Annotated in this window: 15 protein-coding genes; 12 read left to right on the top strand and 3 right to left on the bottom strand. The window is 37.3% G+C overall.

Annotation, left to right across the window (positions count from 1 at the left end; genetic code table 11):
* Positions 1–71: 71 nt before the first annotated feature.
* Complete coding sequence (gene comER, locus MKY26_RS10390) at positions 72–896, bottom strand: late competence protein ComER (RefSeq protein WP_095372496.1); 825 nt, start codon at positions 894–896, stop codon at positions 72–74.
* Positions 897–987: 91 nt separating this feature from the next.
* Between comER and MKY26_RS10385 the strand changes: the two genes are divergently transcribed.
* From MKY26_RS10385 to MKY26_RS10375, 3 genes are all read left to right on the top strand, one after another.
* The gene (locus MKY26_RS10385) at positions 988–1,611 is read left to right on the top strand and encodes a helix-hairpin-helix domain-containing protein (protein WP_095372497.1); all 624 of its coding nucleotides are present in this window, start codon (positions 988–990) and stop codon (positions 1,609–1,611) included.
* 85 nt (positions 1,612–1,696) lie between these two features.
* Entirely contained in the window at positions 1,697–2,257 is a 561-nt protein-coding gene (locus MKY26_RS10380; protein WP_095372498.1) for a ComE operon protein 2, read from the top strand.
* Positions 2,258–2,342: 85 nt separating this feature from the next.
* Positions 2,343–4,661, top strand: coding sequence for a DNA internalization-related competence protein ComEC/Rec2 (locus tag MKY26_RS10375; protein ID WP_341096729.1), 2,319 nt, complete (start codon positions 2,343–2,345; stop codon positions 4,659–4,661).
* 145 nt (positions 4,662–4,806) lie between these two features.
* Here the strand turns inward: MKY26_RS10375 and MKY26_RS10370 are convergent, their stop codons facing one another.
* Positions 4,807–4,941 (bottom strand): YqzM family protein, encoded by a 135-nt coding sequence (locus tag MKY26_RS10370; protein WP_095372500.1) that lies wholly within the window; start codon positions 4,939–4,941, stop codon positions 4,807–4,809.
* A 340-nt stretch (positions 4,942–5,281) separates the two neighbouring features.
* Between MKY26_RS10370 and holA the strand changes: the two genes are divergently transcribed.
* The gene (gene holA / locus MKY26_RS10365) at positions 5,282–6,316 is read left to right on the top strand and encodes a DNA polymerase III subunit delta (RefSeq protein ID WP_095372501.1); all 1,035 of its coding nucleotides are present in this window, start codon (positions 5,282–5,284) and stop codon (positions 6,314–6,316) included.
* Between the two features lie 67 nt (positions 6,317–6,383).
* Here the strand turns inward: holA and rpsT are convergent, their stop codons facing one another.
* A complete protein-coding gene (gene rpsT, locus MKY26_RS10360) occupies positions 6,384–6,647 on the bottom strand; it encodes a 30S ribosomal protein S20 (protein ID WP_095372502.1) in 264 nt (87 codons plus the stop codon).
* 246 nt (positions 6,648–6,893) lie between these two features.
* Between rpsT and gpr the strand changes: the two genes are divergently transcribed.
* From gpr to dnaJ, 8 genes are all read left to right on the top strand, one after another.
* Entirely contained in the window at positions 6,894–8,012 is a 1,119-nt protein-coding gene (gene gpr / locus MKY26_RS10355) for a GPR endopeptidase (protein WP_095372503.1), read from the top strand.
* A gap of 65 nt (positions 8,013–8,077) precedes the next feature.
* Positions 8,078–8,371 (top strand): DUF3679 domain-containing protein, encoded by a 294-nt coding sequence (locus MKY26_RS10350; RefSeq protein ID WP_095372504.1) that lies wholly within the window; start codon positions 8,078–8,080, stop codon positions 8,369–8,371.
* 422 nt (positions 8,372–8,793) lie between these two features.
* Complete coding sequence (gene lepA / locus MKY26_RS10345; RefSeq protein WP_095372505.1) at positions 8,794–10,629, top strand: translation elongation factor 4; 1,836 nt, start codon at positions 8,794–8,796, stop codon at positions 10,627–10,629.
* A gap of 188 nt (positions 10,630–10,817) precedes the next feature.
* Positions 10,818–11,951 carry a radical SAM family heme chaperone HemW gene (hemW, locus tag MKY26_RS10340; RefSeq protein ID WP_341096707.1) on the top strand — a complete coding sequence of 378 codons (1,134 nt, stop codon included), beginning with the start codon at positions 10,818–10,820 and terminating at the stop codon, positions 11,949–11,951.
* A gap of 262 nt (positions 11,952–12,213) precedes the next feature.
* A complete protein-coding gene (gene hrcA / locus MKY26_RS10335) occupies positions 12,214–13,245 on the top strand; it encodes a heat-inducible transcriptional repressor HrcA (RefSeq protein WP_095372507.1) in 1,032 nt (343 codons plus the stop codon).
* Between the two features lie 82 nt (positions 13,246–13,327).
* On the top strand, positions 13,328–13,921 hold the full coding sequence (gene grpE, locus MKY26_RS10330) for a nucleotide exchange factor GrpE (RefSeq protein WP_095372508.1): 594 nt from the start codon (positions 13,328–13,330) through the stop codon (positions 13,919–13,921).
* A gap of 29 nt (positions 13,922–13,950) precedes the next feature.
* Complete coding sequence (gene dnaK, locus MKY26_RS10325; protein WP_095372509.1) at positions 13,951–15,786, top strand: molecular chaperone DnaK; 1,836 nt, start codon at positions 13,951–13,953, stop codon at positions 15,784–15,786.
* Between the two features lie 569 nt (positions 15,787–16,355).
* The gene (gene dnaJ / locus MKY26_RS10320) at positions 16,356–17,477 is read left to right on the top strand and encodes a molecular chaperone DnaJ (RefSeq protein ID WP_307312851.1); all 1,122 of its coding nucleotides are present in this window, start codon (positions 16,356–16,358) and stop codon (positions 17,475–17,477) included.
* Positions 17,478–17,495: the final 18 nt, after the last annotated feature.

Below are 17,495 nucleotides of genomic sequence, written 5' to 3'. Positions count from 1 at the left end.
AAGAAAAGTCCCGGAAAAAATTCCGAGACTCTTTTTTTGTTAGAAGGGTTATGGCATTTTTTATAGAACTATTAAATAGTTGTATATTGCGTTTTAACCAGGTTTATATCCTCAGTAAACTTTGAGTGAGTCGCTTGGAACAAGTGTTCAAACATATCTCCTAACTCTTTTTCAAGTATCTTTATGCCTTCGCCAGTAACTCCGCCCTTTACACACACCTTTTCTTGTAAAGTAGGTAATGTATAATGTCCTTGGCGCAACAATTCCCCTAAACCTATCAGCATTTCACTAGCTAATTTTGTGGCTGTATCATTATCTATCTTTGTTTCCTTAACGGCGGCATCGATAAATCGTTGGGTTAAATAACTAAAAAATGCAGGACCACAGCTAACGATATCTGAAGCCACTCTTGTAATATTCTCCTCAATAATGGTAGGGACAGAAATTTGTTCAAACAGCCATTGAATACTTTCTCGCCATTCTTTTGAGCAATGATCTCCATATGTGACTAGAGAGACACCAGCTAATGCTCGGTTCGTAATACTCGGAATGACTCTTGCACTTGAACAGTACAAGACAGACTCTAATTGATTTACTGCAATAGGACTTGTAATAGAGATGACGCATTTGTCTCTATTTAGACTCGGTTGAATGGTTTGAATGACTTCGTAAACATCATGCGGTTTGACACACACGAAAATAAGCGAAGACATCTTTGCAGTTGTCAGTGCATCTCGTGCCACATTGATATCTGGATATGCTTTTTTTATCTCCAATGATTTTGCAATGGTACGGTTTGTAATGGTAATGGAAGAAGGGGAAACAGCTTTGCTATCAAGCAAGGCTTCTGTCAAAATTCTCCCCATATTGCCTGTGCCAATTATACCGATATTCAAAATACATCCCTCCTTCGCCAACAAAAAATGACTCCTATTAAAAATATGAAGCACCAGTTGAAATTATGTCTATTGAAAGGAATTGATGAAAATGGAATGGGTGAAGCAATACGCCCTGTATATTGTAATAGCCGCTGGATTCATTGTTGGTGCTTTATGTATGTGGTTGCTCTCCCCACTTCTAAATCAAAACAATACGGTTGAAGTGGAAAATGAATGGTTGCTTGATGATAAAGGTTTTGAAGAAGGGGGGGAAATATCTCAAGAAGAAGAAGAGAATTATTCAGATGATGATGTTATGGTTGACATTAAAGGAGAAGTCAAAGACCCTGGCGTCTATGAATTAAAAAGCACCCAGCGTATTGTAGATGCTATTCAAGTTGCAGGAGGGTTTCTAAGTGAAGCGGATCAAAAACAAGTCAATCTTGCTCAGAAACTGACAGACGAAATGGTTATCTATATTCCAAAAGTGGGGGAAGAGGGCGTGTCGTCATTACCGCCGTTAAACGAGGGTAATGATGGGAAAATCAATTTGAATCAAGCAACGATTGAACAGCTTGAAACACTGCCAGGGATTGGCCCTTCAAAAGCAGAAGATATTCTTTCGTATAGAGAGGAAGTCGGCTCTTTTAAAGCTATTGAAGATTTAAAAGAAGTATCAGGAATTGGAGAAAAAACGTTTGAAAAACTAAAAGATCTAATAAGTGTTAATTGATTAGATGAAAATGGATTTGACCATACATGTATGGTGTGATTAAACTAAAATATGAGGATGTTTTTAAAAAAGGGAGAGACGTACAATGGACAGAATTTCTTGGGATCAATATTTTATGGCACAAAGCCATTTACTAGCATTAAGAAGTACATGTACACGATTAACTGTAGGGGCAACAATTGTTCGCGATAAACGAATGATCGCAGGTGGATATAATGGGTCAATCACAGGTGGCGATCATTGTATTGATGAAGGGTGCTACGTCATTGACAATCATTGTGTTAGAACAATACATGCGGAGATGAATGCGATTTTACAGTGCGCGAAATTTGGTGTACCAACAGAGAATGCAGAAATTTATGTAACTCATTTTCCATGCTTACAATGCTGTAAAGCGATTATTCAAGCAGGCATTAAAAAGGTATACTATGCAGAGGACTATAAAAATCATCCATATGGGATCGAGCTATTTCAACAAGCTGGAGTCTCGTTAAAGAAAGTACCTTTCGATCAACAACAGTTAGATGCAAAAGCAACAGAAAAGAACGACTTAATTAAGAAGTTATTGGTTGAAATTAGAGACTTAAAAGGTGAGAACGCTCTAGATGCTCAATTAAAAGAAGAAGTAGAAACAATTTTAAAATAATTGATGGATGAAACGGTTTATTAGGTAGCGAGCCGTTTCATCCTCTTGGTGTACAATACTATTCTAAATGGGTGGTGAGATTTCTTTGCCAGGGAAATGGTTTTTTTGCTCCCTTGTCGCGATTTTTTCACTCTTATCTTCTTTCTCCTCTTATTTTTATTTCATACCCCTTTTCCTATTTTTTCTCTTTAGTATTTTTACAAGGTATCTTTCTCGAAGACTGACATTATTATTTATTTTATGTAGTGTGTTATTTTTCATTAGAGGTTATGTTGCTTCTTATGATAATGGGACTGATATAAGAAGTGAAAGGACTGATTTCACGCTGACCTTTACTCATGGATGGGTCATTGATGGAGATCATCTCTCTGCTCAAGCGATCGATCAACCTTCAAATGAAAAGCTCGTATTTACATACTATATTCCATCTAAGGAAGAGAAAGACTCACTGGAGAAGGTAACGAGTACAGGTCTGATATGTAATGTGATGGGCAAACTAGAAACTCCGCAAAAAGCAACAAATTTTCATAGCTTTGATTACCAACAATATTTAGAGCGCAAAGGTATTCACTGGCAAATTCAAACTGACCAATTTGATTTACGAAGCTGCCAAATGGGCAATACGAATATCGTTACACAAATTTGGCAATTGCGGGAAAAAGGGATCCAATACGTGAGTAAGTATTTTCCAAATGAGACCGCACCACTAGTGAATGCTCTAGTTTATGGAGACCGATCGCAATTAGATGAAACCGTTGAAACAGCTTATCAAAGATTAGGCATTATTCATTTATTAGCTATTTCAGGTATGCATGTAAGTTTATTAGCTGGAATGCTCTTATTTGTGGGCTTAAGGCTAGGTGTGACAAGGCAGCATATGTTGATGATTTTAGTGGGTTTGTTACCGATCTATGGCATCCTTGCCGGAGGAACACCTTCAGTGATTCGAGCTGTAGCAATGCTTATGTTCGCAGCGCTTTTTAAGATTTTTTTGTCAGCTATGAGAACGCAAGATGTGTTATGTATTGTATTTGTTTGTTATTTATTAATTAACCCATTTATTCTTTATGACGTTGGTTTTCAGCTTTCTTTCACAGTTACTTATGTTTTACTTTTGTCTTCTTATTCTCTCCTCAAAAGACGTACCTCTCCTATAAGATCTCTTTTTATAATATCCTTTATTTGTCAATTAGCAGCAACGCCAATATTACTTTATTCCTTCTATGAAATCTCAATCTTCTCCCTCGTCGCTAATATACTCTTTGTACCCATTTTTTCTTTTGTTATTCTCCCGCTATTTCTGTTCTTATTGGCTTATCATATGATTGTTGGAACTTGGGCTTGGTTTCCGATTCAATGGATAAATACATTACTAGAGCGAATGAATGATTTGAGTTTAACAATAGCGGATTTTCCCCAGGCTGTATTAACATTAGGAAGACCCTCTTTGTGGCTTATTCTGCTCTATTTAATTGCAATCAATCTTTTCTTCTTACAATGGGAGAAAGGGGAGGGGAGAAAGAATTTTCTATTAGCAAGCATTGCACCTTTTTTCGTCTTTTTCATTCACTATCTCACTCCTTATTTTTATTTTACAGGTGAAGTATCCTTTATTGATGTAGGGCAAGGGGACAGTATTTTCATTCGTTTACCTCATAACAGGGGGAATTATTTAATTGATACTGGGGGAGTACTTTCGTTTGATAAAGAGGAATGGCAGGAAAGAACCGGCGCATTTGATCCTGGGGAAGATATCGTTGTGCCTTTTTTGAAAAGTAAAGGCATTAGGAAAATTGATAAACTGATTCTTACACATGGTGATAGTGATCATATGGGTGGTGCACCAGCTGTTTTGTCTATGATTGAAGTAAGTGAGATATTACTCCCGATTACGAAGGAAAGAAGTGCGTTAGAAACAGAGATAATAAAGATAGCTCACACAAAACAGGTTAATGTACGGCAGGTAAGTGCTGGAGTACGTTGGCGTATGAAGACTGAGGAATTTCAAATTCTTATGCCGTTTGATAAAACAGCAAATAATAAAAATGATGGGTCTATCGTGCTTTATGCTGTCATAGGAGGATTAACATGGTTATTTACTGGTGATTTAGAAGAAGCTGGGGAAGCGAAGCTAGTCAATAAATATGAAAGGTTATCTGTTGATGTATTAAAAGTGGGACATCACGGAAGTAAAACTTCGACGACTGAGAAGTTTCTTGATGGAGTAAAACCTAAACTGGCAGTTATTTCAGTTGGTAGAAACAATCGTTTCGGTCATCCAACAGAGGAAGTGTTGCAGAGGTTAAGAAATCATCAAATTCCAATAGTAAGAACTGATCGTCATGGCGGAATTACTTATGTTTTTTTCAAAGGTAACGGAACCTTTTCAACTGTCCTACCATAGGATATGTTATGCCCAGACAATAGAAAACAACTTAACTTTCTTTTCAAAAAATAAAAAAGACTGCAAGCGTAATGCAGTCTCTTCCGAAAGCTCGATGTCAATGCAAAATTGCAGAAGTATGTATCTGCTAATGAGCCTTCAAGGGTTATGCGCCGATTGCTTTAATTGCGACCGCAATGACAAATAGAATGGTAAAGAATCCGAAAGAAGCAACGAATCCCATTGCGGAGTCACCAATATCGTGACGTTTCGATTGGACATTTTTTTCAAATTCGTTCACAGTCAACCCTCCTATTTCCTTAATTAGTATAAGTGATTTCCATGAAAAAATCTACACTTCTAGAAATGCTTTTCCTTTACTTACATGAGTTGACAGCGATAATTCAGCGACTGTCATGACATATTATAAGTATAAGGGTGCACCGCTTCAGCAAGAGTATCCTAGGCCTCTTGCTTGCAAGCGTTTCTATATAGATTGTTTGAGAAGCGCCTTAAAAAGCGCTTTTCTTTATATTTATTGGTATTATAAGCAGCGTACATTCTTTTCATTCCACTTGTCAAAATCGATTTGCTTCTATAGGATAGATAGTACTTATAAAAAATGATCGGAGCGAGAAAAAGTGGTTTTTGATATATGGAAGCAAATTAAAGCAAAAAGCTTCTCATCTGTATATTTATTATACGGTACCGAGCCTTACCTTATAAATGAAACGAAACAATTATTAATAAATCATGCGTTACTGCCAGAAGAACTTGACTTCAATTTGTCTACCTATGATTTAGAAGAAACGCCTATTGAAGTTGCGCTTGAAGACGCTGAAACGTTTCCTTTTATGGGGGAGCGCCGTCTTATTATTTTACATAATCCCTATTTTCTAACAGCGGATAAAGGGAAAGCGAAGGTAGAGCATCAATTAAATGCACTTGAGAATTATTTGAAAGATCCTGCTCCTTACACGATTCTCGTATTTTCAGGCGCATATGAAAAGCTAGACGAGCGTAAAAAGTTAACGAAACAAATCAAAAAAAGCGCTGCAGTGTTAGAAGCGAAACAATTGAATGAGAAAGAGCTACATGTTTGGATGCGTGATCGTGCATCCAAAAATGGCGTACAGATTGATGAAGAAGCAATCAATCTTCTACTTACACTATCAGGTATGAATTTATTTATGTTAACGAGCGAAATGGATAAGCTTGCTTTATATGGAAGTGATGAAAGACGTATTACGGTTGAAATGGTGGATCAATTAGTGTCGCGGTCTTTAGAACAAAATATCTTTACACTTGTAGAAAAAGTCGTCCATAGAGATATAGAAGCAGCATTAAGAATTTTTTATGATTTATTGAAGTTAAATGAGGAACCTATCAAAATTTTGGCAGTCATTACAAATCAGTTTCGTCTCATTTACCAAGTGAAAGAATTGTCTAGAAGAGGTTACGGACAAAATCAGATAGCTGGATATATTAAAACGCACCCTTTTAGAGTGAAACTTGCCGCCGGTCAAGCGAGACTTTTTAGTGAAGAAGAGTTATCGCAAATCATGGATATTCTCGCAGATGCGGATTATCAAATGAAAACCGGAGGAATGAACAAGCAATTATTAATTGAGTTATTCTTATTTAAATTAAATAAACGGGATATGGAAGTTCTATAAATAATCTTTTATATGTAATGAAAAAAAGCTATCCATCATGCGGATAGCTTTTTATGATTTCTACAAATTAAGCATTTGCAGTATTCATTCTTTTCATTAAACGAGATTTCTTACGAGCAGCAGCATTTTTATGGATAAGTCCTTTTGCAGCAGCTTTATCTAGTTTGCTTGCAGCTAGTGCAAAGCTTTCAGCAGCATTTGCATCGTTATTAGCAATCGCAGCTTCAGATTTTTTCACTGCAGAACGCATGTTAGACTTAGCTTGAATGTTACGTGCATAGCGTGCTTCGTTTGTTTTAACACGTTTGATAGCAGATTTAATATTTGGCATTCCATTCACCTCCTACAAAAAAGGCATCGAATTTTTATGAACTCGATATTTGTATTCATCATTAATATAAATTCAGAACAAGTGATATTCTATCAAAACTGAGACAATAAATCAATACAAAACGAGGAAATCCATCTTCTCCTTCACTGTAGAAACATATTGTTCACATATAAAACATGCATGATTTGAACAAGTGGTGGTCATCCTAAAACTACAATAATACGCAAAAAAGGTGGTCGTTTGGCTTTGAATGAGAAGTTGGATCTAAGCAAATATGGGATAAGAACGGACTTAGCAATAGAAGCTCGTGAGGTCGTATTAGAAAACCAAGGAATACAAGGTGAAGATAATCAGTCCCAAATCGAAGGCGTTATTATTAAAGAAAAAGAAAAAGAGGGCATGAAAATCTCTTATGTTGAAGTGACTGAACAAGGAAGTGAAATGCTAGGGAAAAAACCAGGTAAATATTTAACAATAGAGGTACAGGGGATTAGACAACAAGATACGGAAACGCAACTGCAAGTGGAAAAGCTATTTGCTAAAGAAATGGCCTACTTTATTAAAGACCTAGGTATTGGCCCTAATGATTCATGTTTAATTGTTGGTTTAGGGAACTGGAATGTTACCCCAGATGCGATTGGACCCGAAGTATGTGAAAACCTACTAATTACTCGGCACTTATTTGAGTTACAGCCAGAGAGTGTAGAAGATGGCTATCGTCCTGTCAGTGCGCTTTCGCCTGGTGTAATGGGTTTAACGGGTATTGAAACGAGTGACATTTTGTTTGGCATTGTTGAGAAAACGAAGCCGGATTTTGTCATTGCCTTGGACGCTCTAGCAGCAAGGTCAATTGAAAGGGTCAATTCTACTATCCAAATTTCTGATACAGGGATTCATCCCGGATCAGGTGTAGGCAATAAACGAAAGGAAATTAGTAAAGAAACTTTAGGTGTACCTGTTATTGCAATTGGAGTACCAACTGTTGTTGATGCCGTTTCAATTACAAGTGACACAATTGATTTTATCCTCAAGCATTTCGGAAAGGAACTGAAAGAAGGGGACAAGCCTTCTCGCTCACTAATACCGGCCGGAATGACATTTGGAGAAAAGCGAAAGCTATCTGAAGAAGATTTACCCGAGGAGAAAGAGCGACAAACATTTATGGGTATTGTGGGTACTTTACCTGAGGAAGAAAAACGTAAATTAATCGGAGAAGTATTATCTCCATTGGGACATAACTTGATGGTGACCCCAAAAGAAGTAGATGTGTTTATAGAAGATATGGCTAATTTACTAGCTAATGGATTAAATGCAGCTCTCCATTCTAAAGTAAATCAAGAGAATACAGGCTTTTATACGCGATAAAAAGGTTCTATCTTTTCTATTCTTTTCATACAATCTATTACTAGAATGAGGGAAAGGTGATTCGAATGAAAAGATTCATGGTCGCAACTATATTAATTATATCTCTTATGTTCATTTCTGTTTTGTTTGGTATGAAGCAAGCGAATCATGCAATGGTAGAGATGAGTGCGCTAACAGTCGGGGACGATAGGGGCGCATCCACACACGACTTACAAGGTAAGCAAAAACAATTAGAGGAGATGAAGTCCTTTAATCTCTTTTCATCTATAGGTAAGTCCATATCAGAAGGAACTCAAGCCATTACAAGAACAGGTATTGATATGGTAGTTGATAAGGTACAAGAAAAAGATGAGGAGTAATAGAGCATTCCCTAGGTGGATTCGAGGGATCCGCCTAGGCCTAATAAAAAAGTTCAATAATATCAGATAAAACAATTCCCCAACTAGCTTTTCAATTCTTACACAAGAAATGAAACTCCGATTGAATCTGTACACCCATTCATGAATTTCGTTGAATCTTCCATTTTGTACTGCTATAATCAACAATATGTATGTCTTTTCGATTAGAAAGAGAAGCAAGTAAATAAATGAAGTACATATCATCCACTTTTTAAGTGCTAAGAAACTTGGCTAACAATAATGATTGCAATCGTTGAGAGAAGGATCGTATCGTATAGAGACTTTGTGGAGCCCAGACAATTAGTGTACTTACTAGTGAAAACTGTTGTGAACCATACACATATGTGTGATTTGCGCTTTTATATAGGAGTGAAGAAAGTTACATGAACAGAGAAGAGAGACTGAATAGGCAATCTAGGATCCGTAATTTTTCCATTATTGCTCATATTGACCATGGGAAATCTACGTTGGCTGACCGTATTTTGGAAAAAACAAATGCACTTACTGCGCGGGAAATGAAAGACCAGCTCCTAGATTCTATGGATTTAGAGAGAGAACGTGGCATTACGATTAAATTAAATTCTGTACAACTCAAATATAAAGCTAAGGATGGAGAAATTTATACCTTCCATCTAATTGATACGCCAGGGCACGTCGATTTTACATATGAAGTGTCCAGAAGTTTAGCTGCATGTGAGGGTGCAGTATTAGTCGTTGATGCTGCTCAAGGAATAGAGGCGCAAACGTTAGCTAATGTATACTTGGCATTAGATAATGATTTAGAAATATTACCTGTTATTAATAAAATAGATTTACCTAGTGCCGATCCAGAACGTGTGAGAAATGAAGTGGAAGAAGTCATTGGACTCGATGCTTCTGAAGCTGTTTTAGCATCTGCCAAAGCGGGAATTGGGATTGAAGATATTCTAGAGCAAGTGGTAGAAAAGGTTCCGGCACCTACTGGAGATCCCGATGCACCCCTTAAAGCGTTAATATTCGATTCGTTATATGATGCTTATCGTGGGGTTGTTGCTTATATCCGCGTCGTTGATGGAACGGTTAAAGTAGGCGACAAAGTTAAAATGATGGCTACAGGTAAAGAGTTCGAAGTGACCGAGGTTGGCGTGTTTACACCTAAATCGACACCAATGGATGAGCTTTCCGTTGGAGATGTTGGTTTCTTAACGGCAGCAATTAAAAATGTAGGCGATACACGTGTTGGTGATACGATTACAAGTGCAAAGAATGGTGCAACAGACCCGTTGCCTGGTTATCGTAAACTGAACCCGATGGTCTATTGTGGACTTTATCCGATTGATAGTGCGAAGTTCAATGATTTACGTGAAGCACTTGAAAAACTAGAACTGAATGATTCTGCTCTTCAGTACGAGCCTGAGACTTCCCAGGCACTTGGATTTGGGTTCCGTTGTGGATTTTTAGGTTTATTGCATATGGAGATTATTCAAGAAAGAATTGAGCGCGAATTTAAGATTGATTTGATTACAACTGCACCAAGTGTAATCTATGATGTCATGCTAACAGATGGGACAGAGTTGAAAGTTGATAACCCATCAGATATGCCGGATGCACAAAAAATTGACAGAGTAGAAGAACCTTATGTAAAAGCAACGATGATGGCACCAAATGAATATGTTGGGGCGATTATGGAACTGTGTCAATTAAAACGAGGCAATTTCATTGATATGCAATATATGGATGAATCACGCGTGAATATTGTATATGAAATTCCTTTATCAGAAATTGTTTATGACTTTTTTGATCAATTAAAATCAAATACAAAAGGGTATGCGTCTTTTGATTATGAATTAATCGGTTATCGCCCATCCAAGCTAGTGAAAATGGATATTTTATTAAATGCAGAGAAAGTTGATGCCTTGAGCTTTATTGTTCATAGTGACTTTGCTTACGAACGAGGAAAAGTGATAGTTGAAAAATTAAAAGAACTTATTCCGCGTCAACAGTTTGAAGTCCCTATTCAAGCAGCTGTTGGACAAAAGATAATTGCTCGTTCAACAATAAAAGCGATGCGCAAAAATGTCCTTGCAAAATGTTATGGTGGGGATATTTCCCGTAAAAGAAAATTGCTTGAAAAGCAAAAAGAAGGGAAAAAACGCATGAAACAAGTGGGGTCGGTTGAAGTACCGCAAGAAGCATTTATGGCTGTATTAAAAATGGATGATAATAATACAAAGAAATAAAATAAATTGCTTTATTAGGATAGGTTAGGTATGCTTTCCCATAGGCGTATCCTAGCCTATTTTTTTCCGTTTTAAATTTTAAAATAGAAGCAGAAACAAAGAGACTAAAATTGGAAAGTCTAAAGATTGTTTTTGCTAAACTCATCACTAGATGATGAGAAACCTAAAAAAGTAAGGTTGTGAAAGTAATGATTCAAGCGGCATACCTTCATATACCGTTTTGTGAGCATATCTGTCACTATTGTGATTTTAATAAAGTGTTCTTAAAGGGACAACCAGTAGATGAGTATCTACAATATTTAGATAAAGAAATGGAAATTACGATGAACAGCAGCGACTACGCTCCTTTTAAGACTATATTTGTCGGAGGAGGTACACCGACTGCTTTGAATGAAAAGCAACTTGCAACTTTTCTAGAGTCAATTCGCAAAAGATTACCTCTTGCTGGTCAGTATGAGTTTACGTTTGAAGCTAATCCAGGGGACTTGTCATACGAAAAACTTAAGCTTTTGTATGATTATGGGGTCAATCGATTAAGCTTAGGTGTACAAACATTTAATGATCAATTGTTAGAGAAAATTGGTAGAGTACATCGGGCAAAAGATGTATATCAGTCAGTGGAATCAGCAAAAAAAGCTGGCTTTAAAAATATGAGTATAGACCTTATTTATAGTTTGCCTACTCAAACGATGGCAGACTTCCAAGAAACTTTAACCACTTCCTTTCAATTAGATGTTCAGCATTATTCTGCTTATTCTCTCATCATAGAGCCAAAAACAGTATTTTATAACCTTATGCGTAAAGGTAAACTTCATACCCCTGGGGAGGATGTTGAGGCAGCCATGTATGAGTTATTAATGGAAAAAATGAAAGAGAATGGCTTTGAGCAGTATGAAATTAGTAATTTTTCTAAACCTGGCTTTGAAAGTAAACATAATTTGACCTATTGGAATAATGAAGCTTATTTTGGGTTTGGTGCTGGTGCCCATAGCTATGTGGAAGGTTATCGTCGCTCGAATTACGGTCCTTTAAAAAAATATATGGAACCATTAGATCAAAATGAGTTGCCTATTATGGATAAACATGAAGTAACGAAGAAGGAGAAAATGGAGGAAGAAATGTTTCTTGGACTTCGGAAAACACAAGGTGTTTCTATGAAAGAGTTTAAGGATAAATACTATATAGATATTATGGAGGTATTTCGCGAAGAATTACTAGGACATGAACAGAAGTCTTTACTAGAAATAAAAGGTGATTCTATTCAATTAACAAAGCAAGGCCGACTGTTAGGCAATGAAGTTTTTCAATCATTTATTAAATGATTAGAACGGTAAAAGCTACCGCTCTATTTCGTTGATCAGGTGGTACGTAGAAAGAAGCAAAATATGTTGAAATCATTGTATTCTAAACAATGATCAAACGAGTGGTACATTCAACATTCTTCCTTGAATGATGGTTTGTTGTCTTTCTTTTAATAATTATGATGGAGATAAGGCGCAAATGATTGACACTCGCTCCTAGATTTGATAATTTATTATTAGATTTAGCACTCATTAAATGAGAGTGCTAACAGAGGTGATTACTGTGTTAACAGATCGTCAATTGTTGATATTCCAAGTGATTGTTGATGATTTTATTCAGACGGCACAGCCGGTTGGCTCAAGAACATTATCTAAGAAAGATGAAATTTCTTTTAGCTCGGCGACAATTAGGAATGAAATGGCTGATTTAGAGGAGCTTGGTTTTTTAGAAAAAACACATACCTCATCAGGACGAATACCTTCTGAGAAGGGGTATAGATACTATGTCGACCATCTTTTATCCCCGCAGCGACTAAATAAACGTGAAGTAGTACAAATGAAAAGTATTTTCAGTGATAAGATGTACGAATTAGAAAAAATTGTACAAAAATCAGCTAAAATCCTTTCAGAAATGACGAATTACACTTCAATCGTTTTAGGTCCGGCAGTGAAGGAGAATAGGTTAAAAAGAATTCAAATCGTTCCATTGAATGATCACACAGCCATTGCAATTATTGTGACAGATACTGGGCATGTGGAAAATAGAATGTTTCATTTTCCTGAATCCATGAACCCAGCAGATATTGAAATGATGGTAAATATTTTAAATGATCGTTTAGTGGGTGTACCAATTGAACATCTAAATCAAACGATTTATAAAGAAGTTGCCATAGTTTTACGCCAGCATATCCAACATTATGACTTTCTTTACCACTCAATTATCGATACGATTCAAATGCCTGCAAATGAGAAATTGTTCTTTGGTGGGAAAACGAATATATTAAGTCAACCCGAGTTTCATGATATAGACAAGGTAAAGGACTTACTTTATATGATTGAGCAGGAAGAAGGAATATATGATTTAATACGTAATCATTCCTCAGGTATTCGAGTGAAAATTGGTACCGAAAATAAAAATTCTGCGATGGATAATTGTAGTTTAATTACCGCAAGCTATTCTATTGGTGCAGAACAATTGGGAACGATTGCTATATTAGGACCAACCAGAATGGAATATTCCAGAGTCATCAGTTTGCTACAATTTTTAAGTAAAGGCTTATCTTATGAGTTGACAAGGCTGTATCAAAACGAATAACCCTGGAAATATTGAATAAGGGTGGAATTCGCTTCCACCCCTTTAACTATGAACCCAATAGCATTTAAGGGAGGTGAAAAAGTTGGCAGAAGAAAAAGAGACTCTACAAGAAGAGGTAAACAAATCCGAGCAAGAAAACATTCAACCAGAAGAAGTTTTTGGTGAAGCTGCTGACACTCAATCTGAAGGTGATTCATCTGAAGTAAATAGTGAGGTTTCTGCGCTGGAAGCTAAGGTGGCAGAGCTTGAGAAAAAGGTGGAAGAGGCCGATAATCGTTATTTAAGATTACAAGCGGATTTTGATAATAGCAGACGTCGTGCGAAGTTAGATCGTGAAGCGTCTGAAAAATATAGAGCGCAAAGCTTAGTATCAGATTTATTACCAGCCCTTGATAACTTTGAAAGAGCACTGCAATCTAATTCAGACGATAGTAGCGTGCAATCATTGCTACAAGGTATGGAAATGGTTTATCGCAGTTTAATCGAGGCGTTGAAAAAAGAAGGCGTTGAACAGATTGAAGCTGTAGGCCAAGTATTTGACCCTCAATTCCATCAAGCTGTTATGCAGGTGGAAGAAGAAGGCTACGATTCTAATGTAGTCGTTGAAGAATTTCAAAAAGGTTATTTACTGAAAGACCGTGTCATTCGACCGGCAATGGTTAAAGTAAATCAATAACTACATATTATGTAATGGAGGTATAGATCATGGGCAAAATTATTGGTATTGACTTAGGAACAACAAATTCATGTGTTGCTGTGCTTGAGGGCGGCGAAGCAAAGGTAGTTCCAAATCCTGAAGGAAATAGAACAACGCCATCAGTTGTTTCTTTCAAAAATGGTGAACGTCAAGTAGGGGAAGTAGCTAAACGACAAGCAATTACGAACCCGAATACAATTATTTCAATTAAACGCCATATGGGAACAGATTATAAAGTAGAAGCAGAAGGTAAAGAGCTTTCTCCACAAGAAGTATCTGCAGCTATCCTTCAATACTTAAAAGGCTATGCTGAAGATTATCTTGGAGAAACAGTTGATAAAGCTGTTATCACTGTTCCTGCTTATTTTAATGATGCTGAGCGTCAAGCGACAAAAGATGCGGGTAAAATTGCGGGGTTAGAAGTTGAACGTATCATTAACGAACCAACTGCTGCCGCACTTGCTTACGGTATGGATAAAACGGACGAAGATCAAACGATTTTAGTATATGACCTTGGTGGTGGTACTTTTGACGTCTCTATCCTTGAATTAGGAGATGGCGTATTTGAAGTAAAAGCAACTGCAGGTGATAATCGACTAGGTGGAGATGACTTTGACCAAGTGATCATTGACTACTTAGTGGAACAATTTAAAAAAGAAAATGGTATTGATTTAGCTAAAGATAAAATGGCTCTTCAACGTTTGAAAGATGCAGCTGAAAAAGCGAAAAAAGATCTTTCAGGTGTTACTTCTACGCAAGTTTCTTTACCATTTATCACAGCAGGTGAAGCTGGACCACTTCACTTAGAAGTTACTTTATCAAGAGCAAAATTTGATGAGCTTTCTGCAGATTTAGTTGAACGCACAATGGGACCAACTCGCCAAGCGTTAAAAGATGCTGACCTTTCTCCATCAGAAATTGATAAAGTCATTCTTGTTGGTGGTTCTACACGTATTCCAGCTGTACAAGAAGCGATTAAAAAAGAAACAGGTAAAGACCCACATAGAGGGGTAAACCCTGATGAAGTCGTAGCGATGGGAGCTGCCATTCAAGGTGGTGTCATCACTGGTGATGTGAAAGACGTTGTTTTACTTGACGTGACTCCACTTTCACTAGGTATTGAAACAATGGGTGCGGTATTCACGAAGCTAATTGAACGTAATACAACAATCCCAACATCTAAATCACAAGTATTCTCTACAGCTGCTGATAACCAATCTGCTGTTGATATCCATGTACTTCAAGGTGAACGTCCAATGGCACAAGATAATAAAACACTAGGTCGTTTCCAATTAGGAGATATTCCACCGGCACCACGTGGTGTACCACAAATTGAAGTATCATTTGATATCGATAAAAACGGTATTGTTAATGTTCGTGCGAAGGATCTTGGCACAAATAAAGAACAAGCTATTACAATCAAATCTTCAACAGGTCTTTCAGATGAAGAAATCGATCGTATGGTGAAAGAAGCTGAAGATAATGCAGAAGCGGATAAACAACGTAAAGAAGAAGTTGAACTTCGCAATGAAGCAGATCAATTAGTTTTCACTACTGAAAAAACATTAAAAGATCTTGAAGGTAAAGTAGAAGAAGCAGAAGTGACAAAAGCAAATGAAGCGAAGGATGAATTGAAAGCTGCCATTGAAAAAGGTGACTTAGAAGACATTCGCACGAAAAAAGATGCACTTCAAGAAATCGTTCAAGCTTTGACTATGAAGTTATATGAAGAAGCACAACAACAAGCACAAGCAGCTCAAGGTGCAGAAGGCGATGCATCTAAAAAAGCAGACGATAATGTGGTAGATGCAGAGTACGAAGAAGTAGAAGACGATAAAAAATAATTTTAAAGTCCTAACAAAAGTCAAAGTCAGGTATTACTTGGCTTTGGCTTTATTTTTGCATTAAAAAGTTCATTATTTAAGTGGCATTTGTTTTAGAAATAAGAAGTAAGGAAGCAATCGTCAGCTTACTTCTTATTTCTAAACTATAAACCACACTTTGTTAATGAAAAGAACATAAAATAGTCATAAAAATCATGTATCCTCACCCGTAGAGGTGAAATAAAGTGGACGAACTGCTTTCGCTTTTTTATGATCTAGCTGCAGGTGCCATCGGCTTGAGGTCATAAGTCAAAGCTGTGTCTATGAGGTAAGAACAACCTCATAGCCAACCTCGCCTTATGCTTGTCGCTCCAGAGCAAGCCGCTTCCGCTTTTCTTATTGTCTAGCTGCAGCGGCATGGAGCTCGAGGTCATAAGTCAAAGCTGTCTATGAGGTAAGAACAACCTCATAGCCAACCTCGCCTTATGCTTGTCGCTCCAGAGCAAGCCGCTTCCGCTTTTCTTATTGCCTTTTGGGTTGGTGGGATGATACAATTATTTTTATGTGAAATGGATCGGGGAGTGGTAATCATGGATAAAAGAGATTACTATGAAGTCCTAGGCGTAAGTAAAGGTGCGTCTAAGGATGAAATAAAGAAAGCATACAGAAAATTATCGAAGAAGTATCATCCGGATATTAATAAAGAACCGGGTGCGGATGAAAAGTTTAAAGAAGTGAAAGAAGCTTATGAAGTATTGAGTGATGATCAGAAAAAAGCTCATTATGATCAATTTGGTCATACAGATCCAAACCAAGGTTTTGGTGGTGGAGGTGGCTTCGAAGGCTTTGGTGGCTTTGAAGATATCTTCAGTTCTTTCTTTGGTGGAGGATCAAGAAGAAGAGATCCGAATGCACCGCGCCAAGGTGCTGATTTGCAATATAATATGACGGTATCTTTCGAAGATGCCGCTTTTGGTAAAGATACTGAAATTGAAATTCCACGTGAAGAAACGTGTGAAACATGTAATGGTTCAGGCGCGAAACCTGGGACGAAACCTGAAACGTGTAAACATTGTCATGGTTCCGGTCAATTAAATGTAGAGCAAAATACACCGTTTGGTAAGATTGTCAACCGTCGTGTATGTAATTATTGTAACGGTACAGGCAAAGAGATTAAACATAAATGTTCAACATGTGGTGGCGACGGTAAAGTGAAAAAACGTCGCAAAATCAGTGTGAAAATTCCAGCAGGTATTGATGATGGTCAGCAACTTCGTGTATCTTCTCAAGGGGAACCTGGTGTAAACGGTGGACCAGCAGGTGATTTATATGTTGTTTTCCACGTTCGTGCACATGAGTTCTTTGAGAGGGATGGCGACGATATTTATTGTGAAATGCCAGTTACATTTGTGCAGGCTGCACTTGGGGATGAAGTAGAAGTTCCAACACTTCACGGCAAGGTTAAGCTCAAAGTACCAGCAGGAACACAGACAGGTACAAAGTTCCGTCTAAAAGGAAAAGGTGTAGCTAATGTGAGAGGTTATGGTACTGGTGATCAACATATTATTGTTAGAGTGGTAACACCGACGAAGTTATCAGATAAACAAAGACAGCTATTAAATGAATTTGCAGAAGTGAGTGGCAAAGTACCTCAAGGTGAACAAGAAGATGGGTTTTTCTCAAAAGTAAAGCGTGCCTTTAAGGGTGAATAAGTGAAATGGAGTTGGTAG

Origin of the sequence: Cytobacillus sp. FSL R7-0680 (assembly GCF_038009245.1) — a bacterium.
Taxonomy (GTDB): domain Bacteria; phylum Bacillota; class Bacilli; order Bacillales; family Cytobacillaceae; genus Cytobacillus; species Cytobacillus kochii.
Note: the sequence above shows the minus strand (reverse complement) of the source record. Positions and strands in the feature narration are given on the sequence as shown.